The organism is Devosia marina, assembly GCF_009758415.1.
Lineage (GTDB): Bacteria > Pseudomonadota > Alphaproteobacteria > Rhizobiales > Devosiaceae > Devosia > Devosia marina.
Window position 1 is genome coordinate 1,537,561 of the sequence record NZ_WQRF01000001.1, and the last position, 23,169, is coordinate 1,560,729.

Genomic DNA, 23,169 nt, shown 5'->3' on the forward strand with positions numbered 1-23,169 from the left:
ATCTTTGCGTCAATGCTGGTTCTTGGGAGCTGGGTGAGCCACCAGATCAAGCATTCAGTCCTGGTTACGACGGGCGTCCAGACAAGCCTGTTCGCGGAAACCATCTTGGCGCCGTTCGTGCAAAATCTGGAGGCGGGCGGAACCCTTGACGAAGCAAGCATCAATGCGATTGACGCGCTCCTGGGCGAGACGCCCTTTGCGGATCTCTACGTATCGATCAAAATCTGGCGGAGTGACGGCATTGTACTCTACGCGACCAACCACGACCTAATCGGCCAGCTGTTCGATCCTATCTACGTGCGCGAGGCTGCCGCTGGAAAGATCGTGGCCCAATTCGAGAGCGTCTACCGTTCTGAACACGCTCATGAACGCTTGGTTGAAGACAAGCTGGTCGAGGTTTATGCACCTCTCTTTCGGACTGGGTCAGATGAGGTCCTCGCGATTGCGGAAACCTACGAGCGCGGTAGCGCGCTCTCGGACGCGTTGGATCAAAGCCAGCAGATGACCTGGCTCGTAGTCGCAACTGCGGCCACAGGGCTTGTCGGGTGTCTCTATTTGATCGTCTGGCGGGCGAGTCAAACCATCGTGGCGCAGCGGAAGCTTCTGCGGTCTCGAATTGTTCAGCAGAGCCGACTGGCGCAACAAAATAGAGCGTTGCGCCTGGCTGCGGATAAAGCCCGTCTCAATGCAAGCACTCAGACTGAGCACCACTTGAGCCGGATCGGCTCGGACTTGCACGACGGCCCCCTTCAGTTGCTAACGCTGTCCACACTTAAATTGACCTCCGCAGTGAGAATTCTCCGAAACGCAGGAACTGACAGAAGTGTCATAGAGCAACAGATCGAGACGGCTGTAGAGATGACCCAGAACGCCTTGGGTGAACTCCGCGCAATTGCAACCGGACTGAGCTTGCCAGAAATTGCCGGCCTGACTCTCCAAGAAACCATATATCGAGCGGTGGAGCGGCATAGGGCGCATACCGGGAACCATGTAGAACTGTCTGTGGTGGCGGTGCCCGAACCTGTCAGTGAAGCGCTAAAGACCTGCGCCTTTAGAGTCATACAGGAAGGCTTGAACAACGCCGCCAAACACTCGCCGAACGCCGCAACCACGGTAAGCGTCGCGCTCTCGGGTGATGCGGTCGAGATTCAGGTTCACGACGATGGACCGGGAGCTTTGAAGTCGCTTGAGCAACAGAATGGTCGGACCCAACTTGGGCTATCAGGTCTACGGAACCGTGTGGCCGCGCTGAACGGTGACGTCGAGTTTTCCTCGACACCGGGAGAAGGCACTTTGCTGAAGGTGATTTTGCCACTTAGTTAGCAGGCCGTGGTCCAAAAGAGCGGGGCTTGCGACACTACCGGCGGAATGACCACTTTCCCGATCAATAGGCGATCCATAAAGCGGTAAAACCATCGCTTGCGTTAACCATCCAGCTCACCGCGCTTCTGGGCAGCAAAAACAACCTCAAGTCGATTCTTGGCGTTCAACTTCGTCATCAAGCCGCTCATATAGTACTTTACGGTTTTTTCGCTGATTGATAGATGGGTGGCAATCTCTCGATTGGTTCTCGCCTGCATCAGGTGCCCGATAATTTGCTTCTCTCGCACACTGAGACGAATGGCATTGCTAAGTCGGCTTCGCGCCTCCTTATCGCGCAGTCCGCCCAAAACCTGGCTTGCGAACTGTTTGGTAATGTACAGCTCCCCGCGCATCACAGTTTCCACAGCTTCAATTATCTCCTCAACCCGGCCGCCTTTAAGGACAAAGCCAGTGGCACCGGCGTCAAGCGCCTTCAGTACGGAGTCGGCGCTGGAAAAGGCCGTGAGCACGATGACATGAACATCGGGGAAGGTGCGCGACACTCGCAAAATCATCGCGAAGACATCTCCCGGCATGGACAAATCGGTGATCAGAACATCCGGCCTGTGCGTCTCAACGATCTCCATGGCAGCGTCCGCTGAAGCCCCTTCAGCGACGACGTCAAGATTCTGTTCGCTCGCGAAAATCGATGCCATGCCTTTCAGCAGGACGGGATGGTCGTCCGCGAAGGCAATTCTAAATGAGTCTTTCATATCGCCCTCGCAGCACGCTATTCAATTGGGACGCTGCACCAATAGTAGACCTGAAGAGGTTGCTTGGCTACAATGTAGTTAAGGGATCGTTAATTACCTTTTCAGGACACCAGACCATCCATTGTAGACTGAACTGGACTTGTGCGACTTACCTTAACCTGAACCACGCCGGCTTTGCCGGAGGCCATTTGGTCTAAGCTATGCGGCCATGGCCGGTTGATCCAGTGCGGCGTAGTAGTTGGCCTCGGCTTCGTCGAGCGGGATGTTTCCGATTGGCTCGAGCAGGCGCCGATTGTTGAACCAGTCGACCCATTCGAGGGTGGCAAACTCTGCCGCTTCATAGCTGCGCCAGGGACCGCGTCGATGGATGACCTCTGCCTTGTAGAGACCGTTGATGGTCTCGGCCAAGGCATTGTCATAAGAGTCTCCAACGCTGCCCACTGAGGGCCCAATGCCGGCCTCGGCCAGGCGCTCGGTATAGCGGATGCTGACGTATTGCGCCCCGCGATCCGAATGATGAACCAGACCGCCGCTATGGACGGGACGGCGGTCGTGGATGGCCTGCTCGAGGGCGTCAAGAACGAAGCTGGCATGGGCCGTGCGACTGACCCGCCAGCCCACGATATAGCGGGCGTATACGGCGATCACTAAGGCTACATAGGCAAACCCAGCCCACGTCGCCACATAGGTAAAATCGGAGACCCAGAGCCTGTTGGGCGCCGGGGCATGGAACTGGCGGTTGACGCGATCGAGCGGGCAAGGCGCCGCCTTGTCGCCGATCGTGGTGCGGACCGGTTTGCCGCGAATGACACCCTGTAGACCGAGGTCCCGCATCAGCCTTTGCACTGTACATCGCGCAACATCGAACCCTTCCCGCTGCATCTGTCGCCAAACCTTCCTGACGCCATAGGTCGAGAAGTTCTCGGCAAAGACCCGCATGACCTCAGGCTTGAGGGCTTCATCGCGCTGGGCACGGACAGACAGCCGCGAGGGATCAAGGCGTTGAGCGACATGCTCATGATAGGTGGATGGGGCGACTGGCAGGACCCTGCAGATCGGCTCGACCCCGTAATGCCCACGATGTTCGGCGATCATCGCGTCAGTGGGCGGTCGAGCTCCCCTCAAGCGAAATATGCGCCACGCTTGAACGGGGCGTTGCCGGGCGCCTGGGCCAGCAGGCTCTCTCCATCGGCCAGCTTCGCATAGACGAACAGCTCGCTGCCCAGATATTCGACCAGGATGATGGTGCCTTCAACCGCGACATCACCGGGATGTTTGAGCCCCAGATGCTCGGGCCGGATGCCTACCGTGACCGGTTCGCCGGTGCCCAGCCGCGCAGACCGCGTGCCCAATCCGCCCAAATTCCCGCAAGAAAATGGGACCTGTCGGGGCGTTTCATCGTTGCGCCCGAAGGTTCGCGATAAGAAAGCGAGGCAAACTCGGGAGAAACGTCGTGGCGAACCTCTCCGTCTCGAATACCGTCCGCGATGTGGCCGGCCGGAGGCGAAACTGTCCTATCACGCAGTCCTGTGACCAACGCGCATTTCTGCCTGGAGGTTTTCTGGGCCTGTTGGGGACAGTGGCAGTTGTGCTCGAAAAGCTGCGGCGTCTGCACGTCGCGTTCGCGATAGCCATTGCGCTGCACCAGGGCCACCAGCTTCCCATTCAATGGAGCGAAACGCGCTTTCCCGCATTACCGATGTGCATTTGGAGAAAGCTGATGCAGAATGCCGCACCGGACCCTTGGGTCGATCCCCTTTTCGAGCTCCGGGTACGTGAAACCGCGTACTTTCTATGGGAACAAGCTGGTCGACCCGTTGGTCAGGAACAACAATACTGGTTTGAAGCCCTCGATCGTTGCCTGCGCGAAAGACAAGCTGACGAAATGATTCAAGAGCCACCCCCCGCTTTGCCGAAAGGCCATTCCTGATGTCACATTGGGGTGTAAAGCGGATAGGCGCTCAGTGGCGGGCCGGATTATGGGCGCCTTCCGCCAGCATGGTGGCCGTTGAAAATGGGAGAGAGCGGCCCATCCCCCTCCTTCGTAGCGACAATGGTTTCTGGGAAGCGGCCTTCACTGCTGAAGAAGGTGAGGACTACAGCTTCATCGTTGACGACGAACGCTATCCCGATCCGGCCAGCCGCCTGCAGGTCTCGGACGTCCACGGGCCTTCACGCCTTGTTTCGGGCGTGGATTTCGAGTGGTCACCTTCCTGGAAAGGTCGCCCCTTCAATGAATATGTCCTTTACGAACTACACATAGGCACCTTTGCACCGACCGGAACATTCCGCGCCGCGGCCGAGAAGATGGAGGAATTGGCAAAGCTCGGTTTCACCGCAATCGAGATCATGCCGATCAGCCAGTTTCCCGGGTCGCGAGGCTGGGGCTATGACGGGGTGCTGCCCTTTGCCCCACATCCAAGCTACGGCACACCCAACGATCTGAGGCATCTCGTCAATACCGCGCAGAGCCACGGGCTATGCGTCATTCTTGACGTGGTCATGAACCATTTCGGTCCAGACGGCGCCTATCTCCACGCGATTGCGCCGGAATTTTTCGACCCGGACCGGCACACACCCTGGGGCGCTGCCATCGACTTCTCGCAGAAAGCGGTGCGTCAGTTCTGGATCGATTGCGCCCTTATGTGGCTAAACGAGTACCGGCTCGACGGGCTGCGGCTCGATGCGGTGCATCAAATCCAGGGCGAAGGGGCGCCGGAGTTCATGATGGAATTGGGCCAGGCTGTCCGGAAACTGGACTTGGGCAGGCCGCTCCATCTCATCGTCGAGGATGAACGTAACGAGCCCACTTTGCGCGAGTCGGGGCTTTATGCCGCCAGTTGGAACGATGATTTCCACCATGCGGTGCATACAAGCCTGACCGGCGAAAGCCAGGATTACTATGTCTCTTTCGCACACGACCCGATTGCAGATCTGGTTCGGGCGTTGGAGCGTGGACATATCGAGGAAGGCCAGCCGCGAGTTGGGCTCGACACGCCACGCGGTTCGGACTGCGCCCATTTGCCGGTCACCAGCTTTGTCAATGCCATCCAGACCCATGATCAGGTCGGCAACCGCGCCCAAGGTGAACGGCTGCTGGCGCTGGCGGACGAAAGCGCCGTAAAGACGGCATACGCCTTACTGCTCACTGCTCCCTACACGCCCATGATATTCATGGGCGAGGAACGCGGCGCCGTGTCTCCATTCCAGTTCTTCGCCCACTACGAGGGGGATCTTGCTGAAGCGGTGCGCCAGGGGCGGGCCGAGGAATTCGCGGGCATCGCCGCACTTGGAGAGGCGGTACCCGACCCTATCGATCCGGCAACCCTCCGGCGCTCCCGGCTGGATTGGTCCTCATCTCCGGCCGCTGATGACTGGCTGCGGCTCACTCAGCAGGTCCTCGCATTTCGTAAGGCCTGTATATTCCCGCTGACCGCGACCTCGCGCCAGCATAGTGCGGCTCACGTCGTCGGCGACAAGGCCTTGACTGTGCACTGGCAGTTCGAGGCGGGCGAGTTGATTGTTGATCTCAATTTTGGAGAGGTAGGTCGGCACGCGCCAAGGGCGCGCGCGCCCGACTTCGCGCTCTTCGACCTCAAACGCGATCCCTACGCCCTTGCCGTCTGGAGCAAATTGACATGATGCACTCGGCCCCGACCGCCACATACCGGGTACAGTTGCGGGAGGGCGTCGACTTCGACAATCTTGCCCGGCATGTCGACTATATCGCTGGTCTGGGCATGTCCCATCTCTACCTCTCCCCGATCTTCACCGCATCGAGCGGCTCTACCCATGGCTACGATGTCATCAATCCGAATCAGATTGATCCCGCATTGGGTGGGCGACGGGCATTTGAACGTCTTGTGGCGACCGCAAGGCGAGCAGGACTGGGGATCGTGCTCGACATCGTTCCGAACCACACCGCTTTCACCTTGGAGAATCCCTGGCTGCAGGAGGTGCTAAGGGAGGGAAAGAACAGCGCCTATGCCAGGCATTTCGATATCGATTGGAATGCGGGGCCGCTGGTATTGCCCATTCTGCCCCAACCTTTCGAGCAAATGCTGGCCGCCGGCCGCTTCAGCGCAAATGGCGGCTATTTCGTCTTCGACGAAACGCAGATTCCCCTTGCGGAGACGGCGCGTGAAGACGTCACTGAAACTGACGCGTTGCGAAAGCTGCATGAGCAGCAGCATTGGCGCCTCAGACACTGGGAAGCCGAACGCGATTCAATTACCCACCGTCGCTTTTTCAACATCACAAGCTTGATCGGCATGCGCGTCGAGGATCCCGAGGTCTTCGATGATACCCATGCCCTGACGCTGGACCTGGTCCGGGCTGGATTGGTCGATGGCTTGCGCGTGGACCATATCGATGGACTTGCCGACCCGGCCGCTTATCTCGAACGATTGTCGCAAGCGCTCCCCGGCACGCCCATATGGGTCGAAAAAATTCTGGTGGGCGAAGAACGCCTGCCCGAAAACTGGAACACGGTGGGCACGACCGGTTACGAATCTGCCCGTCTGCTGGCGCGCGCGCTTACGCACAGCCAGGGTATTGAAGAACTGGATCAAATCTGGCGCGATCTGGTCCAGGAGCCAGACAGTTTTCCGCAGGCGCTGACCCGAGCCAAGAAAGACATCCTCGAGTTCGAACTCGCGGCTGAACTGCACCAGCTCGTCGCCTTGGCTGCCGCTGCGCTCCAGGCCTCACCGCTCGCAGAACCGGGTCCCGAGACGCTGCGGGAAGCTGTCATGGCCCTGCTCGGGGCCGTGCCACGCTACCGGACCTATATAGACAGCAACGGCATCGAGGAAGCTGACCACGCCATCGTCACCCGAATGAGCGAAACGGCAGCAAGGGGCCTGCGTTCGGAGGTCGGCGTTAAGGCGGTGGCCTCGCTCATGCAGTCGCCAGATACAGCGCAGGCGCGGACCTTCGCCTTGCGTTTCCAGCAGGTGTCTGGCGCTCTGCTTGCCAAGGCGCAGGAAGATACCGCCGGCTTCCGGTGGTCACGCTACCTGGCTGCCAACGAAGTCGGCGCCGAACCGGCCGAGCCGACCGTGGATCAACGGGAGGCCGACCAGTTCCTGTCAGGTCGAACCCCTTGGGACATGAACCTGAGTTCGACGCACGACACCAAGCGTTCCGAGGACTCGCGCATGCGCATGGTGGCAATCAGCCATCAGCCGGAGGGGTTCAAGGCCCTCTACCTTCGGGCCTGCGAGCTACGCGAAGCTGCCGAGGTCACCCCCGCCTGGCGCTGGTACATTATCCAGACCTGTCTGGCCATTTGGGACCCAGCCGACGCGCATCTCGACGAGCGTTTGCGCGATCACATTCGCAAGGCCATGCGTGAAGCCAAGCAAGCCAGTTTCTGGACCAAGCCCAACGAGGATGCTGAGAACAAGGCCATCGCTTTTGCCCATGCGGCGGTTGCGCTATGGCGCGACACTCTGCCGATCGAACTCGAGCAGTTGGTGTCGAGCGCGGACACGCTGATCCTCACCCAGCTTGCCCTTAAGGCTCTCCTGCCGGGCTTTCCCGACTTTTATCGCGGCAGCGAAACCGTCTTGCTTGCGTTGACCGACCCGGACAACCGACGCCCTGTGGACTGGGGGAGCTTAGCCGCCGGCACCGTCAGTAGCCCGATCGCCACAGCCAAGATGAACCTGACCCGTGAACTGCTTGGGTTGCGCAAGACCGAACGCAAATTCCTCGAGCGGGCAGCGAGCAAGGTCGTTCTCAACCCGAACAGCGTCTTGTTGCGCCGGAGCGACGGGCAGCGGGCTTTGGTTGCCGGTTTCTCCACTGATCTGCCTGCCATTATCGAGCCGATCTGGCACACCGAGATCAACCGTAAGGTGATCTTTGTCGGATGGGACACCGAAATGTCCGCCACATAGCCGACCTGCCGGAACTGGCGTGGAGTCATCCACGTTCACAAGCAACTCTCCAGCGGACCCAACCCGCTCCACCCCAGGAACCACTCCAATGCGTAAAGCGCAAAACCCCAAGCCGACCTTTGATCATCACGCCGGCCGGCCTGATATCCTGGGCGCGGAGTTCATGGGCGAGGGCACCAATTTCGCCCTGTTCTCCGAGCACGCTCAGCGGGTCGAGCTGTGTCTGTTTGACAAGTCGGGAGCCAATGAAATCCACCGCCTGGATCTGCCGGCCATGGAAGGCGGCATCTGGTTCGGTTATCTTCCTGGCATCAAGCCCGGCCAGGTCTATGGCTACCGCGTGCATGGTCCCTATGCCCCCGAAGAGGGCCATCGCTTCAACCCCAACAAGCTGCTGCTCGACCCCTATGCCCGTGAACTCAAGGGCGAGATCGTCTGGGACGACGCTCTGCATGGCTATACAATCGGCGAGGATGACCTGAGCTTTGATGAGCGCGATAGCGCCCCATTCATGCCCAAGGGCGTTGTTGCCGATCCGGCATTCGACTGGGACACCGACCGGGCCCTGCGAACCCGCTGGCAGGACACGGTGATCTACGAAGGGCATGTGCGTGGCCTCACCATGCTGCATCCCGATATCCCGCAAGATCTGCGCGGCACCTTCCAGGGGCTGGCGAGCGATCCCATCATCGAGCATTTGCACAAGATCGGCGCAACCACCATCGAACTGCTGCCGGTGCACGCCTTCGCCAATGATCGCTACCTGGTCGAGAAAGGGCTCTCAAACTATTGGGGTTATTCCACCCTTTCCTTCTTCGCCCCGCACGCGCGCTATCTGCACACCGGTCAGATCCGCGAAGTGAAGCAAGCCATCCGCAAATTTCATGCCGCCGGCATCGAGGTTATCCTCGACGTGGTGTTCAACCATACCTGTGAAGGCAACGAACTGGGCTCGACCCTTTCCTTCCGCGGCATCGACAACGCCAGCTACTATCTACTATCGCCCGAAAACCCTCGGCACAGTTTTGACACGACCGGTACCGGCAATACGCTCAATGTCGCCCATCCCATGGTTCTGCGTATGGTGCTCGACAGCCTGCGCTATTGGGTGCAGGCCATGCATGTCGACGGGTTCCGCTTCGACCTTGCTTCAACCCTGGGCCGGGAATCGGAGGGCTTCGAGCGTGATGGCTCATTCTTCAACGCCTTGCGACAGGATCCAGTGCTGGCCGGGGTCAAGCTGATTGCCGAGCCTTGGGACATTGGTGACGGGGGCTACCAGGTCGGCGGCTATCGTTGGCCGTTCCGGGAATGGAACGACAAGTTCCGCGACGATACGCGGGCATTCTGGCGCAAGGATCCGGGCCGGATCGCGGCAATGTCCGAACGCCTGTCAGGTTCGCCCGTCCAGTTTAACCACAGCCACCGCCCGGCCACATCAAGCATAAATTTCGTTGCCGCCCACGATGGCTACACGCTTTGGGACACCCTGAGTTTCAACGAGAAGCACAACCAGGCCAACGGCGAAGACAACAATGACGGTCACGACCACAACCTGTCGGACAATATGGGCGCAGAGGGCGAGACCGAGGACGAAGCCATCCTGCGAGCCAGGCTGCGCCGGGCCAAAGCCATGCTGGCTACCGTTCTGCTTAGTCAGGGCGTACCGATGATCCTTGCAGGAGACGAATTCGGCAATAGCCAGAGTGGGAACAACAACGCCTATTGCCAGGATAATGAGATCAGCTGGCTCGACTGGAGCAAGGCGCGATCGGAACTGATTGAGGCCGTCTCGGTGCTGAGCAAGTTGCGCAGGGAGACGAGCCTGTCCCGCGCCCGTTTCGGCGTCGCGCAGAACGATGGCCCTGACGAGAATCCGGTGCTGGAATGGCTCCACCCCGATGGCAGAGCCATGGGAGACGCCGATTGGGAAGACGCCGAATTGAGATGCTTCGGCCTGAAGATCGTCTTCCCGCTCGACCCGGAACTGCTCATCGTGCTCAACGCGGGCGACGACCGCCAATTCCTGCTGCCCGAGGGCTCCTGGACACGGCATATTGATACAACAGAGCGGTCATTCGTGGAGACCACTCCCGAGTCTGGATCAGTCGCGGTGCCATGGCAGGGGGTCCAGGTTTACGGGCGCTGAACCCCTTCGGGCGGACGTGGATGGATGCGTTGGGACGTGCTCGGGCCAGTAAGTGGATGATCGCTCCGCTTAGATGGCCGCGATCCGCGACCATGTCGCCGACCACCTCTCGTGTTGCCTGAAGAGCGAGAACGGCCGCATTGTCTGAGGCCAGACCGGATGCCAAAGTGATTGCGACAGGCAGTCCATTCGCGTCGACCATGGCATTGATTATGGTGATCAGGTCTCCAGGAGAACGGCCGATGGCGTGATCCGCCCCCTCTTAACAGTGGCCGCGTGCTGGTGGGCTCGGATGATTGAAGAGCCGATGAATTGCATAGAATCTGGGGGTCTGGCGGCCAGTTCCTCGAACACCCGCACCCAAACACCCGCCTTGCCATTATTTGTCGTTTTAGTCCCACAGGTTGGACTGTGGCAGGCCGAACTCGCTGGAAGTTTCTGTTTCTGGCCCACTGGTCGGACTGGTCGAGCCACTGGTGGGACTGGCCTTTGATTTTCGATGCTCGGCCAATTGGGAATAAGATGGGTGGGTGTTTCGCCAGTGACGTCGGTCCGCGCATCCGTCAAATACCATTCCACCGTCATCCGAGTCTGATAATAAGCGCTTTCCCACTGGCGCACGAAGGCCACGGTCCTCCAGCTCCTTGAGGTACCGATTGGCCATGGACTTGCTCTTGCCCAGAACGTTGGCGGCGCCACGGGAACCAAAACCCAGGCGACCATATCCTCGGCAAAGCAGGAATTCTCACCCCATTCGTCGCCTTGGTGCCACCTGGGGTTCGTCGTGTTTCCAATGAGAAAGCGGTGTGCTGGTGGATATGGCCATGCTCCCAGGACTCGGGTTGACGCCGCAGATCATGCCGTCAAGGTCTTTGGCTGACACCGCCCGGGAATGGCCGAACAACGGTAGGGGTTTGTGCGCCTCGCGCAGGGATGAAGGAAACATCCATCGGGATGGATGCAATCAAATCTGGTTGCGCACCAACGCCGTAGTGATTCAGAGCAATCACGAGACATAAGTTATGGCATCGAACCAAAAAACTCCCGGCACCCAAGTCAGCGGGCGTCGCAAGAGGCGCTTCGGCTGGATGGTGGCGGGCTTTTTGCTGGTCGCTGCCGTTTCTGCCTATGCCTACTTGGAACGCCCGTGGGAGGAAAAACCCGTCCGCGTCAGCGTCGAGATAGCCGAACAGGACCAGCTAATACAGGCTTTGGCGGTGAATGGCAGAGTTGTGGCGCGTGAAACCATCCAGGTTCGCTCCGCTGTCTCAGGGATGGCTGTCTCAGTCGGAGCAGGCGAGGGGGAAAGCGTGAGCGCCAACGAGGTGTTGGTGCAACTCGATACTGCCCAACCTCGCGCGCTGCTCGAACAAGCGCAAGCCGCGCTGGATGCCGGCTTGGTGCGCCAGCAACAGGCCGAGGCTAATGCGGCACGCGCGCGAGCCCTAGGCGAAAATACGCCGCGCTCCACTCGCGAAGACGCTGAACTTGCGCTGACTGAGGCCAGCAATGAAGTGTCGCGCCTTGCAGCCGCGCTCGACCAGGCCAGAAGTCAGTTGGAGCAATATACGATCAAATCACCAATCGACGGGGTTGTGCTGGATCGGTCCATTGATCGCGGACAATTGGTGGCTACACAGACCAATCTCTACACTGTCGCTGACCTCAGCGAACTGCTGGTCGAGACAAACGTCGACGAGTTGTATTCCTCTCGCATTTCCAACGGCCTCGATGTCCTGCTCAGGCCAGCCGGCAATACTGTCGCTCAAGAAGGAACAATCGTATTTACCTCCCCCACTGTCGATACGACCACGGGCGGACGGGCGATCAAAATTGCTTTTGGCACCCCGGTCGATCTGCCTGTCGGACTGACCGTAAACGCCAACATTATCGTGTCTGAGATAGACTCGGCCATTTCCGTGCCGAGGGGAGCAATCGTGACGGCGGGCACGCAAAGCCATCTGTTACTTCTTGAAGACGGCGTGATCCGCGAGCAGGTCATCAATTTCGCGGACTGGCCGGCCGAACGGGTCATGGTGACCGATGGAATTGAACCAGGCGATGTTGTGGTGCTCAATCCCTCGAGCGTGGTTCCGGGCCAGTTGGCGGTTGCGGAGTAGGCCTATGCTCTACGGTCTCAAGATCGCTACGCGCTATTTGACGGCAAACAAGGCACAAACTGGGTTGCTCATCACGGGCGTCGCCGTTGGCGTGTTCGTTTTCATATTCATGAGCGCCCTGATCGGAGGGCTTGCGGTATTTTTGGTGCAACGCACCGTCGGCGACATAGCGCATGTGACCATGGAAGCGCCCAGCCGTGACGCCAGCGCGTTGCTGCCCGAGAATTCTGGCCTGCTTATTGTTCGGCAGCGTGACACCACACAGCTAGAACTGTTGCGCACGGCAGATGCCTTCATCCCGCTGATCGAGGCGACACCCGGAGTGTCGGCAGTGTCGCCCCAAATCGTAGGCAACGGATTTCTGGTGCGGGGTCAGGCAACAGCACCCGTGGGCGTCACTGGCGTGCAGCCGGACAAAGTCTCTGCGATTGCCAATATCGGCAGGAACATCCGGGCAGGCAGCACCGACCTCAACAGTTCCAATGTGCTTCTGGGGACAAGCCTGGCTGAGGACCTGGGGTTGCGTGTCGGGCAGGTGGTGCGCCTTCGCTCCGCCAACGGGCTCGAACTGCCACTGGTTGTTGGTGGCCTATTCGAACTTGGTTTGGACGCGCTGGATAGTCGCTCGGCCTTTGTCAGCCTTTCTGTCGCACGAACGCTGTTCGACGCTCCCCAAGGGATCTCACGTCTAGAAATCAAGCTCGACGACCTCAATCAGGCGGAGAACTATGCGCGCCAACTGGCAGCCGATACCGGCCTTGAGGCCAAGCCCTGGACGGAGGGCAACGCCCAATTGCTGGATGGCCTGAGGGCGCAGGCCAATTCGGGCAATCTCATCAAGGGATTTGCACTGATTACCATCGTGATCGGCGTAGCCAGCGCGCTGCTGCTGTCGACCTACAGAAGACGGCCCGAAATTGGCATCATGCGCGCGATGGGGGCCACCCAAGGCTTTGTAATCTTCGTCTTTGTGACCCAGGGCACCATGATTGGTCTGCTTGGCGGACTTATAGGCGCCGGACTGGGATATGCGGCCCTTTCTCCCTTTCCTTTACCGGAAGTAGCACCGCAAGGGGGGTTGCCCATAGACGTCCGACAAGGCGCCTATGATCTGGCCATAACACTGACCACGATCGGCGCCATTCTGGCATCCATTCTTCCCGCCCGGGCCGCTGCCCGTGTCGACCCGGTCTCGGTGATCGGCCAATGAGCACGCTGGTGGAAGTTCGAGATCTGGTTAAAACCTATGGGGAAGGCGATACGGCAACCCCTGTCCTCAAGGGTCTCAACCTGACACTGGACACCGGAGAATTGGCGGCCCTGTTGGGCCCGTCGGGTTCTGGCAAGAGCACGCTGCTGACTATTCTGGGAACGCTTATGAAGCCGACATCGGGGCAGCACCTCATGCTGGACCAGGATCTGACCTCGGCAGATGATCGCGAACTCACCGAGTTTCGCAACCGCCACATCGGCTTCGTCTTCCAGTTCCATCACTTGCTGCCCGATTTCACGGCCTTGGAGAACGTCATCTTTCCAACCGCTGTGAAGGCGGGGCGCGAAACCGCGGCAGCGCGGGCGCGTGGACGCGAATTGCTGGACCGGGTCGGGCTTGGCAACCGCATGGAATATCTGGCCACCCAGCTTTCTGGCGGACAGAAGCAGCGGGTGGCAATTGCGCGTGCACTGATGAACCAGCCCGAGCTGGTCCTTGCCGACGAGCCAACCGGAAATCTCGACAGGGAGTCGGCCACGCAAGTGATGGACCTGATCGGGGAAATCAATCGCCAGGAAGAGACCAGCTTTCTGATCTCGACTCATGACGAAAGGATCGCCGAAATCTGCCGCCGGCAGATCCGTGTGCTGGATGGCAGCGTAGGCTGAACCGTTCCGCAACCAAGGGCTGTGACCGCGCCCAAGGGAAAGGGGGACGCTTGGCGCCAACTTGCCGACCGGCATTCCTCGCCGGCCGACCTCTGGCGGCGGGGTCATATTGTGAGATACCCATTTTCATTCTACTTTGGCCAATATCGGCCATCGGGGAGAACGAATATGACGAACAGTTCGTCAGCCAGCGACGTGCAGCCTTGGGAGAACTACCCCTGCCGCACAACTCTCCTCGCTAGCGCCTCCAGCGGGGCCGGTAGCGGTCTGGCTGCGATTTAGAGTGCTTGCGGAGAGGCGGACACGCCGACAGCGAAAAAGGGGCCGCGAGCCAGCCTGAGCGTCTCCAGAGTCAACGTTAGTTGCAGCCTTCCAAGTGTGGGTTGGGGCGCCTTGCAGTCTCGGGAAATCGCATGTTGCGTTTACCCCGTGCTGCTCACCGCAGGCGTACGAGCACCTTGGTCGTTGCAGGCAACTATCCGAATTCGTCGGTCGGCATGCCTTTGCCAAATCCGCGAATAGCGAGAGTGCGACCCTGTTCCGGGGATGACTGCATGGAGGCATGCGTCCAGTCCAAACCGGGCAGATGTCACAAACAGCGTACTGAGCTCTTGGCCGCCGAAAGCACATACTATTGGGCGATGCATCGGTAATCCGATGAAGTTTGCAAGCGACCCCGTGCCGGGTTCCAGCAGGGCCAGCCCACCACCACCCGCGAGCGCGTTTGATAAGGATATTGTCCGCAGTCAATGTGGAACCGTCCAGCAGCGACTCTGCTCGGCGGCGACCCAAAAAGGGCTTTCACCCACCCCATTGCGGCAACCCAGAACCAATTCGATCGATATCATCGAACCCTTTGCCCATCTTTATCGAACATAAGGATCTCGCTGGGGTCACAACTGATATCGATTTGGTCTCCGGCACTTGAACGGTGCTTGCCGCGCTGCTCGACCAAGATGATCTGACCATCGGGCAATCGCCCGTGCAGCACTGAAGTCGCACCCAGGTTTTCAGCGACTTCGACGGACAGTCGCAGAGAAAGCGCAAGCGACGTATCGCAACTGAATTGCTCGGGGCGAATTCCGATCGTGACCGGTCCATCCGCCATCTGGGTCTCGATGGTCGGGCAAAACTGAGTTTCACCGATTCTGACCACGCCAGCATGGTATTGAGCCTGGATGAGGTTCATCCGCGGAGATCCGATGAAGCCGGCAACGAACAGGTTTGCCGGGTCCGAGTACAATTCTACCGGTGTACCCACTTGTTCTATCCGGCCCGCACGTAGCACGACGATGCGGTCGGCCAGGGTCATCGCCTCGACCTGATCGTGCGTGACATAGATCATCGTGGACTTCAGATCCTGGTGGAGCTTGGCGATTTCCACCCGCATGGCCACGCGCAACTCGGCATCCAGATTCGACAATGGTTCGTCGAACAGGAACGCCTTGGGCTGGCGAACGATTGCTCTGCCGATGGCGACGCGCTGACGCTGGCCACCAGACAATTGACTCGGCTTGCGGGCAAGCAGCGGCTCAAGCTGCAGGATGCGCGCTGCCTCTGTGACCCGCCGTGCCACCTCAGCCTTTGGCGTGCCTGTCATGCGCAAACCAAAGCTCATATTGTCGCGCACCGACATGTGCGGATACAGCGCGTAGGACTGGAAGACCATGGACAAGCCGCGTGCCGATGGCTCCACCTCGTTGACCATGTCGCCGTCGATGCTGACGCTGCCCGCAGAGATATCTTCGAGGCCCGCGATCATGCGCAATAAGGTTGACTTGCCGCAACCGGAAGGACCAACGAAGACGCAGAACTCCCCGGAGGCGATTTCCAGATCGACCCCATGCACGACTTCGGTTTGACCGAAGCTCTTTCGGACGCCCTTTAGAGAGATCTCGCTCATGCTCGTATGTCCTCCCACCAGCTTGTGAGTTCATCAACCGAGGCACTGGGCGCATTTGCGAAGCTGCCATCTTCGAGATAGCCGGCCACGGCGTTGCGAAGGGCCCGGGCAACCAGGTGCTCGTTGTCCGCTGTGAGGTCACAGGCGCTCAATAGCAGGCGGCCGCGTCCGATCTTCACCTCCGCCAGGAGCACCAGGTTTCGATTCTGGTTCCAGTCATCGATGACGCGAATGAGTGCGCGAGCGTCCAGTGTCTTCATGTCGAGGGCGCGGCGACCGTAGGTCAGCGCCCATTGATGCCAGCCGGAGTGGCTGTTGGCGGGGAACAGTGAGAAGATGGGGTGATCGATGTCGTTGATCAGGCCCAGCGTATGCGGCGCCTGCCCCTTGGTCCAAAGCGTGTTCCAGAAGACCGTCGTGTGGCCGAGTTCCGCATTCGGCTTGATGGTCTCGGGTGAAGGCGAGAACACGACCGTGGCGCCTTCTTCAATGCGTTCGAGCGTTGTGGCGTCCAGAGCACCCACGATGTCCAGGGTCCTCTGTGCGGCGTCCGCGAATACGGCGACCTCATAGCGATTGGCAAAGCCATTGCCGGAGAGGACGCATTGGTAAAGTCCGTCAGGCAGGTCTGTCGTATCGATCGAGATTGGTCCCAGGTCGTGCAACTGACCGGTCTTGAGTTCTTCGACGTCAACGAGACTTTTGCGACGCTCGCCGCCATTGCTATCGACCAGAGTGACAGTCACCTGACCCGCGGGAAGGCTGTTGGCACCATAGTGGGCAATCTGCAGGTCAGCCGTGAAGGCGCTTCCCTGGGCGACGACGAACCCATCGGCCCGCAGCAATGGCACGGTCGGCGCGCAGAACTCGCGGAACGCCTGGGGAGAAACATAGGACTTTTCGTCCCAGAAGGCGTCGACGACCCCGACGAGGGCCGTGCCCTGGCCCGGAAAATCCTGCAGGCCAAGCAGTTGGAAACCAGCAAAATCGGGGGTGCGCAGCGCTGCCTCGATGTCCTCCTTGTAGAGCATCGTCTGCAGGCGCCCGCTATTGAACGTGAAGTCGTCGGCCAGCGGCAGCATGGACTTGGCCGCCAGGTCATCGCGCACAACAATGAAGTTACGCGCTTCCAGAACGCCGGTGTATTTGTCGATCGCCCGCAGGTCGGGATAGACGCACCACTGTCCGATCTCGTGGCTGACCAGCGCCATCGGCACCTTCTGGACCCACTCGGACCAATCGGTTCGCGTTTCGAGCGGACGGGCATTCAATCGGCTGTTGAGCCCCTCGCCCCAGCGATGGCTGCGGGGCTCGGGCTTGCTCACATAATTGGCCCGTTCGATGGTCGGCCATCCCGATCCACCGCTATAGATGCGCCGCGCATCCTTTGCCTGCCAATATTCGACAAAGCGCTCAAGGAAGGCATGCATCCGTGCGCCATAAACTTCATTGCCCACTGTCAGCATGACGAAGCTGGGGTGGTTGCCATACTCGGCAACAATGCGCTCGGCTTCAGTCAGGATGTAGCGATCAAGTGCAGGATCAGCGCCGAGAATGGCCCAGATGGGCGTTTCCACATGCAGAAGCAAACCCAATTCGTCTGCTACCTCGAATGCCGCCTTTGGCGGGCAGTAAGAATGGAAACGTATATGGTTCAGGCCATAGGCAGCAGCGGTCTCGAAGGCCTTGCGCCATCCCCGCTTGTCAGTTGGCGGGTAGCCACTGAGCGGGAAAATGCAGCAATCGAGCGTGCCGCGAAGAAACACGCGACGGTCATTGAGCAGAATGTGTCGACCCTGGCTGCGGATCGTGCGGATACCGAAAGGCGTTTCGGCCCGATCCAGCAATTGACCATCCCGGAACCATTCCACCACGAGCGAATGGACGATGGGATCGAATTCGTCCCAATTTCCTGCGGCTTCGGGCAGTTCGACATCAAACTGCAAGCTGGTGAGAGCGGAGCTGATGGACACAGCATGCTCCTCAACGACAGGACGGTCCTGACCCGCGATCGAGAACGACAAGCGGACCATGTCGGTGGCATCGGCTTTCCAGAAGGTCGGCCAGAAGGCGTTGGTGTCGTAGGCCTCCAGGTCCATACAGATGCGAAGGTGTCGCGACGGCGCATCCACGGCAAGATTGTGAATCCCGCCACCAGCTGAATGAAGCTCAATGCTGCCCACAACCCCATTCCAATTGGTCTGGGTGTGCTCGGTCTTTGAATGCGCCACATCTGGCATGTCACCGGCAATGTGGGCATCACCGACCGCCTCGAACCGTCCGTTGTCGATGAGCAGTGTAACCGTGTGCTCGCCTTCGGCCAGCCGTCCCAGAAAGAAGCGGTTGGGCGTCGACAGGCTCTCGTCGCGACCAATCTTTATACCATTGATGAACAGATCGACCTGGCCATGGGGGCGCTCGAGATAGAGCCAATGATAGAGCTGGCTCTGGTCGGCGGCGATCTTAATGATCCGCTGATACCATGCCTTGCCCACATATGGGTGCCGGCGGCTCAGATGCGCCATGGTGATTGCCGACGATGCTGGCGCCTTTCTTGCCTCGTCCACGCTGCCCGGCAGAGCTATGGAGTCGCCAAGCGTGGTTGCGGCCCATTTTGAGGAAAGGCCGACATTGTCCGGGTCCAGGGCGAATGACCAGGTGCCCGAAAGATCGAGGCGGTGCAGCATAGTTGTTCTCTTCTTGAATGTGGGGCGGGCGGCGCCGTCGGCGCCGCCCATTGAGCGGACGCCTAGAGGCGCGCGGCGACCTCTGTCTTTGCCTGAGCCAGCGCTTCTTCGGGTGTTGCGACGCCCTGCACGACATTGTTCACGGCGGTCTCCATCGCCGAGCCGACAATATTGTCGTTTGCGTTCAATGTTGCCGGGATGAGGTTGGCCTGCACGTCCGCGAACACTTCGTTGACGTTCTGGCCATCGTAGTATGGATCTTCGAAGTTGATCCATTCAGCCGACCCCGCGGGTGTCCAGGCAGGGTAGAGGTCATCGTTCTGATACTGCTGGCGGAGGCTTTCCCCATCCGTCACGATCCAGCTGACGAAGGCCCAGGCGGCCTCCTTGTTCTGGGACGTTTCCAGGATGCCGATATGGTCGCCACCGGCATTGAAGGAACGGTTTCCGGTTTCGTCCGCCGGCGCCGAGGCCACGCCCCACTTGCCAGCATCGTCCGGAGCAAAAGCCCGCTTGAGCAGACCCCCAAACCAATTGCCTGACATGATTGTGGCGATCTGACCGCGCCCGAAAGCACCCTGCCATTCAGGAGACCACATATTGAAGGGCGAAATCAGTCCCGCATCGGCGGCTTTGTCGATAACCGTCAAGGCCTCGAGAACGATCGGATCGTCCAGCTGCAGCTCACCTTCGGCGTCAAACCAGCTCACGCCCTTCTGCGCCATCATGGTGGAGAGGATTTCCATCCCATTGGCCAGCAGCCAGCGCTCGTTCGGCACGACGACCTTCTTGCCTTCCTCGATAAAGACATCCCAGTCCGAGAAGGTCGCCTCTACTTCGGTCGGCTCAGTGGGCAAGCCTACCTGTTCAAAGAGATCGCGCCGGTAGAAGAGACCGCCTGGGCCGGTATGCTTGGGCAAGGCAACGATCTTGCCGCTGTCGAGGGTAACATTGCCTGCGGCGAAGGGAGCAAAATCGTCGATGACGTCATCGACATTATACGGGTCTTGAGACAGATCGACCCATTGCGGACGCTCCCGCAGTAGCGCCAGAACGCCGATTTCGATCATTGCCACATCCGGGCCGGTATTGCTCAACAGAGCCCGCTGCACGGTATTGAGATAGTTGTTATCAGCGTTGGGGAACCCCTGCACCTCAACCTTGATGTTCGGATACGCCTCGTTGAATGCGGGCATGAGTGCCTGGAAAGTGCGGTCGTTGTTCGGCCAGGTCCAGACCTTAATGGTTCCCGAAGTCTCGGGGCCCGGCCGGTAGAGCTGGGCCTCCTGGGCGAGTACGCCCGGAACCATGCTGGCGGCCAAACCCGCCGCTACCAAGAGTGAAAAGAAACGCATCGAATATCCTCCCTAGATTGTACGAGCGATTTCGTCAGGATTTCACCGCACCCGAGGTCAGGCCCGCGATGAACTGGCGGCTGAGAAGGGCGAAGAGAAGAAAGACCGGCACCAGGCCCATCAATGTCGACAGCATGACGGCGGGAGTGTCGGTATAGTGGGTGGTCGATAGCGTGGTGAGCGCCAGCGGCACTGTGAACAGGGTTCCGTCCCCCAGGACGACCAGCGGAAGCTGGAACTCGTTCCAGGTGCCGATCACGGTCCAGACGGCCAACGCAGCCAGTCCTGGCCGGATAATGGGCAAGACCACGAAAAAGAAAGTCGCAAAGCCCTTGGCACCGTCCATCTCGGCCGCTTCGTAAAGCTCGCGAGGGATGGTCGAGCCGATATAGGTGTACATCCAGATGACCCCGAAGCCGGATGCTACCGCTGGGACGATCAGTGGCCAGAAGGTGTTGAGCCAGCCCAGCCAACCCATTTGCAGAAAGAAAGGGATAAGGGCCAGAGATGGCGGGAAGAACAGGGTCGCAAAGGTGGCACCGAGCAGGAAACCGCGACCGGGCGCGCGCACATAGCGAGCGAAACCATATCCGGCCAGAGCACTGACCAGCACCAGACCGATCGTCTTGGGCACGGCGACGATGATGCTGTTGATGATCGGCCGGAATGGCGGAAACACTGCCTCGATGCGCGCATAGTTGTCCAGCATTGACGAACCGAACCAGATAGGCGGCGGAAACTGGAACACTTCGCTCAGGGTGCGCGTCGCAAATACTGCGGTCCAGTAGAGGGGCAGCACGAAGAGCAACGACATCAGGAAGAGCGCTACCGTTACCGCAAGATTGAACCGCTTTTCCCGGTTGGCGAGCAGGTTTCTCACGATCAGGCTCCCAGACGCTTGGTGATGGACCGGTGCAGAAGGGTGAAAGCCACAACAGCGGCGAAGATGTACCAACTCACTGCTGCGCCGAGGCCGAAATCAAATTGCGAGAAGGCCGTGGCGTAAAGGTACATGCCCAGAGTGGTGGTCGAGTTGTTGGTGCCACCCTGCCCCTGCGTGAGCACGAAGGGCTCATCGAACATCTGAACGCCACCCAGTGTCGCGGTGATGATCGAGAAGGCAAGCGAGGGAAACAGCAGAGGCAGCGTAATGCGCGAGAATATTGCCCATCGCCCGACACCATCCATGCGCGCCGCCTCATAGATGTCTCTAGGGATGGACTGCAGGCCGGCCAGAAAGATAATCATGTGCCATCCTGTCCATCGCCAGATGACCAGCAGCACGACCAGCGGCTTGATCCAGAATTCGGAAGCAAGCCAGTTGAAGTAGCTCGGCTGCCCCTGCGCGGCGCCAACCAGCATGTTCACAATGCCGCCGTTTGACGTGAAGAAGACCCGAAGCAGAATGGCCGCGATGGCAGGGGCAACGAGCAGCGGCAAGAGAAAGACCAGGCGAAAATAGGTCTTTCCGCCCAGGACGTACTCGTTGACCATCACCGCCAGGCCGAGTGCCAAGCCGACCGTCAGTATGGTGGACCAGAACCACAGATAGAGCGTGTTCCAGATAGCCTTCTGAAACACTGGATCCTGAAGGGCACGCGAATAGTTGGCCAGGCCCACGAATTCCGGTTCGGAAAAGCCATCCCAGTCCGACAGGCCGAGATAGAAAGAAAAGACCACCGGGAAGATGGAGAAGGCCACAAAGATCGCAAAGAATGGCGCGACCGAGGCGTAGAACGCCCTGTTGCGCCGAACCATCACTCCCGATCTCACATTCGCTGCTGCCATGATCACCTTCCCATTTGGCGCTTCTATAATCAGATGATTGATGAACGTCAATATGATCAATGGGCGAAAATCCGTTGACACATTGCCCATTTAGAGGCAAACCCTACCATATTAATCTGATTTATTGAGATGCCCATGAAGATCACCGCAATCGAAACGCGTGTCGTAAATGCCGAAATGCGGAACTGGGTGTTCGTCAAGGTGAGCACGGACGAGCCAGGACTGGTGGGCTGGGGCGAAGCGACACTAGAGTGGAAAACCAGAGCGGTTGTCGGCGCCATAGAAGACCTCACCCCGCTGTTGCTGGGGCGCGATCCGCGCGACATCGAGCAAGCCTATCGGGCGATGACCAAACAGAGCTTCTGGCGGCTGGGCGCAGTGGGAATGAGCGCGGTTTCGGGCATTGAGCTGGCTCTATGGGACATTCTGGGCAAGCACCTTGATGTGCCGGTCTGGAGGCTTCTGGGCGGCAAGGTTCGCGACCGTGTGGGGGTCTACACCCATCTGGGCATGGGGGACATGCGCGCCGTATACGAAACGGACTCGGCGGATCTTCTGGTAGAGCGGGCCCGGGAAGTGGTCGAGAACGGCTACACGGCCTTCAAGGCGGTCATCGTGCCCTACACGCATTACCATGCGCCCTTGCCGCAGATCGACAAGGTTGCCCGGATGATGGACGCTCTGCGCTCCGCGGTTGGTGACGAGATCGAGATCATGGTGGATTTTCACGGTCGGCCTGCCTCGGCAGGTGCAGCCCTCGCCTATATCGAGGCATTGGCGCCAGGACGACCGATGTTCATCGAGGAGCCGGTACAGCCAGGGGACCTCCAGAGTCTGGCCAATCTGGCCCGTCGAACCAACCTGCCTCTGGCGACTGGTGAACGCCTCATCGACCGATCGGATTTCGATGCCCTCTTTGCCACGGGAGCCATTGACATCGTGCAGCCGGACATCTGCCATTGCGGGGGACTGATGGAGGCCAAGAAGATCGCCGCGCGCGCCGAGGCCTTGGGCATCGGCGTAGCGCCGCACAACCCTCTCGGCCCCATCGCCGGCGTGGCAGCGCTGCATTTTGCGGTCTCGACGCCAAACCATGTCATTCAGGAAGAGATGGTGGGGGCGGTGCCTTGGTATTTTGACGTCGTGCAGGGACCGATCCGTCGGGTCGACGGTTGCTGGCAGGTGCCTGATGCACCCGGTCTTGGTATTGTCGTGGACGAGGCCGAATGCGCCCGGCACCCCTACAAGCAGGAAGTGCTGCACACACAGAATGCGGTATTGCCGGACGGCACTATTGTGGATTGGTAG

Annotated in this window: 17 protein-coding genes, 1 pseudogene and 1 other annotated feature; of the genes and pseudogenes, 9 read left to right on the forward strand and 9 right to left on the reverse strand. The window is 59.5% G+C overall.

The annotated features are described in order from the left end of the window. Positions 1 to 33 precede the first annotated feature (33 nt). On the forward strand, positions 34 to 1,323 hold the full coding sequence (locus GO014_RS19515; protein WP_179952931.1) for an ATP-binding protein: 1,290 nt from the start codon (positions 34 to 36) through the stop codon (positions 1,321 to 1,323). 101 nt (positions 1,324 to 1,424) lie between these two features. Here GO014_RS19515 and GO014_RS07385 read toward each other — a convergent pair whose 3' ends face one another. The 3 genes and pseudogenes from GO014_RS07385 to GO014_RS07395 form a co-directional block, all read right to left on the reverse strand. Then, positions 1,425 to 2,075 (reverse strand): response regulator transcription factor, encoded by a 651-nt coding sequence (locus GO014_RS07385; protein WP_157289684.1) that lies wholly within the window; start codon positions 2,073 to 2,075, stop codon positions 1,425 to 1,427. Positions 2,076 to 2,273: 198 nt separating this feature from the next. After that, positions 2,274 to 3,194: pseudogene (locus GO014_RS07390) on the reverse strand (IS3 family transposase); the annotation flags it as partial. Beyond that, positions 3,105 to 3,212: a sequence feature (AL1L pseudoknot), on the reverse strand. (Overlaps the previous pseudogene by 90 nt.) Further along, a complete protein-coding gene (locus GO014_RS07395) occupies positions 3,197 to 3,427 on the reverse strand; it encodes a TOBE domain-containing protein (RefSeq protein ID WP_157289685.1) in 231 nt (76 codons plus the stop codon). Its footprint overlaps the feature before it by 16 nt. A 236-nt stretch (positions 3,428 to 3,663) precedes the next feature. Between GO014_RS07395 and GO014_RS19520 the strand changes: the two genes are divergently transcribed. The 7 genes from GO014_RS19520 (at position 3,664) to GO014_RS07430 (ending at position 14,128) form a co-directional block, all read left to right on the forward strand. After that, positions 3,664 to 4,005: a DUF2934 domain-containing protein gene (locus tag GO014_RS19520; RefSeq protein WP_343030818.1), complete on the forward strand. Its 342-nt coding sequence runs from the start codon at positions 3,664 to 3,666 to the stop codon at positions 4,003 to 4,005. Beyond that, positions 4,005 to 5,717: a malto-oligosyltrehalose trehalohydrolase gene (treZ, locus tag GO014_RS07405; RefSeq protein WP_281351144.1), complete on the forward strand. Its 1,713-nt coding sequence runs from the start codon at positions 4,005 to 4,007 to the stop codon at positions 5,715 to 5,717. The genes GO014_RS19520 and treZ overlap by 1 nt, the downstream gene beginning before the upstream one ends. Then, a complete protein-coding gene (gene treY / locus GO014_RS07410; protein WP_157289687.1) occupies positions 5,714 to 7,978 on the forward strand; it encodes a malto-oligosyltrehalose synthase in 2,265 nt (754 codons plus the stop codon). Before treZ ends, treY begins: the two co-directional genes overlap by 4 nt. Positions 7,979 to 8,066: 88 nt before the next feature. After that, on the forward strand, positions 8,067 to 10,127 hold the full coding sequence (glgX, locus tag GO014_RS07415) for a glycogen debranching protein GlgX (RefSeq protein ID WP_157289688.1): 2,061 nt from the start codon (positions 8,067 to 8,069) through the stop codon (positions 10,125 to 10,127). A 1,022-nt stretch (positions 10,128 to 11,149) separates the two neighbouring features. Next, positions 11,150 to 12,247 (forward strand): efflux RND transporter periplasmic adaptor subunit, encoded by a 1,098-nt coding sequence (locus GO014_RS07420; RefSeq protein ID WP_157289689.1) that lies wholly within the window; start codon positions 11,150 to 11,152, stop codon positions 12,245 to 12,247. Positions 12,248 to 12,251: 4 nt separating this feature from the next. Continuing rightward, entirely contained in the window at positions 12,252 to 13,457 is a 1,206-nt protein-coding gene (locus GO014_RS07425; RefSeq protein WP_116589526.1) for an ABC transporter permease, read from the forward strand. Beyond that, positions 13,454 to 14,128, forward strand: a complete 675-nt coding sequence (locus GO014_RS07430; protein ID WP_157289690.1) for an ABC transporter ATP-binding protein — start codon at positions 13,454 to 13,456, stop codon at positions 14,126 to 14,128. Before GO014_RS07425 ends, GO014_RS07430 begins: the two co-directional genes overlap by 4 nt. A 422-nt stretch (positions 14,129 to 14,550) precedes the next feature. On the opposite strand, the gene GO014_RS19625 is transcribed toward GO014_RS07430, so the two are convergent. From GO014_RS19625 to GO014_RS07460, 6 genes are all read right to left on the reverse strand, one after another. Next, positions 14,551 to 14,874, reverse strand: coding sequence for an SMP-30/gluconolactonase/LRE family protein (locus tag GO014_RS19625; RefSeq protein ID WP_157289854.1), 324 nt, complete (start codon positions 14,872 to 14,874; stop codon positions 14,551 to 14,553). Positions 14,875 to 14,972: 98 nt separating this feature from the next. Next, positions 14,973 to 16,031, reverse strand: coding sequence for an ABC transporter ATP-binding protein (locus tag GO014_RS07440; protein ID WP_157289691.1), 1,059 nt, complete (start codon positions 16,029 to 16,031; stop codon positions 14,973 to 14,975). Then, entirely contained in the window at positions 16,028 to 18,718 is a 2,691-nt protein-coding gene (locus GO014_RS07445; RefSeq protein ID WP_179952932.1) for a glycoside hydrolase family 2 protein, read from the reverse strand. The genes GO014_RS07440 and GO014_RS07445 overlap by 4 nt, the downstream gene beginning before the upstream one ends. 62 nt (positions 18,719 to 18,780) lie before the next feature. Then, complete coding sequence (locus tag GO014_RS07450) at positions 18,781 to 20,073, reverse strand: ABC transporter substrate-binding protein (protein WP_157289693.1); 1,293 nt, start codon at positions 20,071 to 20,073, stop codon at positions 18,781 to 18,783. Between the two features lie 34 nt (positions 20,074 to 20,107). Further along, on the reverse strand, positions 20,108 to 20,953 hold the full coding sequence (locus GO014_RS07455; RefSeq protein WP_157289694.1) for an ABC transporter permease subunit: 846 nt from the start codon (positions 20,951 to 20,953) through the stop codon (positions 20,108 to 20,110). 2 nt (positions 20,954 to 20,955) lie between these two features. Beyond that, positions 20,956 to 21,861 (reverse strand): carbohydrate ABC transporter permease, encoded by a 906-nt coding sequence (locus tag GO014_RS07460; protein WP_210252417.1) that lies wholly within the window; start codon positions 21,859 to 21,861, stop codon positions 20,956 to 20,958. 135 nt (positions 21,862 to 21,996) lie between these two features. Between GO014_RS07460 and dgoD the strand changes: the two genes are divergently transcribed. Continuing rightward, positions 21,997 to 23,169: a galactonate dehydratase gene (dgoD, locus tag GO014_RS07465; RefSeq protein ID WP_157289695.1), complete on the forward strand. Its 1,173-nt coding sequence runs from the start codon at positions 21,997 to 21,999 to the stop codon at positions 23,167 to 23,169.

What these genes read in the sequence shown, in the direction of transcription:
- GO014_RS07460 (WP_210252417.1), bottom strand. Translation starts at nt 21,861, where the DNA reads ATGGCAGCAGCGAATGTGAGATCGGGAGTGATGGTTCGGCGCAACAGG.
- GO014_RS07385 (WP_157289684.1), bottom strand. Translation starts at nt 2,075, where the DNA reads ATGAAAGACTCATTTAGAATTGCCTTCGCGGACGACCATCCCGTCCTG.
- treZ (WP_281351144.1), top strand. Translation starts at nt 4,005, where the DNA reads ATGTCACATTGGGGTGTAAAGCGGATAGGCGCTCAGTGGCGGGCCGGA.
- treY (WP_157289687.1), top strand. Translation starts at nt 5,714, where the DNA reads ATGATGCACTCGGCCCCGACCGCCACATACCGGGTACAGTTGCGGGAG.
- GO014_RS07450 (WP_157289693.1), bottom strand. Translation starts at nt 20,073, where the DNA reads ATGCGTTTCTTTTCACTCTTGGTAGCGGCGGGTTTGGCCGCCAGCATG.
- GO014_RS07440 (WP_157289691.1), bottom strand. Translation starts at nt 16,031, where the DNA reads ATGAGCGAGATCTCTCTAAAGGGCGTCCGAAAGAGCTTCGGTCAAACC.
- GO014_RS07425 (WP_116589526.1), top strand. Translation starts at nt 12,252, where the DNA reads ATGCTCTACGGTCTCAAGATCGCTACGCGCTATTTGACGGCAAACAAG.
- glgX (WP_157289688.1), top strand. Translation starts at nt 8,067, where the DNA reads ATGCGTAAAGCGCAAAACCCCAAGCCGACCTTTGATCATCACGCCGGC.
- GO014_RS07430 (WP_157289690.1), top strand. Translation starts at nt 13,454, where the DNA reads ATGAGCACGCTGGTGGAAGTTCGAGATCTGGTTAAAACCTATGGGGAA.
- GO014_RS07420 (WP_157289689.1), top strand. Translation starts at nt 11,150, where the DNA reads ATGGCATCGAACCAAAAAACTCCCGGCACCCAAGTCAGCGGGCGTCGC.
- GO014_RS07445 (WP_179952932.1), bottom strand. Translation starts at nt 18,718, where the DNA reads ATGCTGCACCGCCTCGATCTTTCGGGCACCTGGTCATTCGCCCTGGAC.
- dgoD (WP_157289695.1), top strand. Translation starts at nt 21,997, where the DNA reads ATGAAGATCACCGCAATCGAAACGCGTGTCGTAAATGCCGAAATGCGG.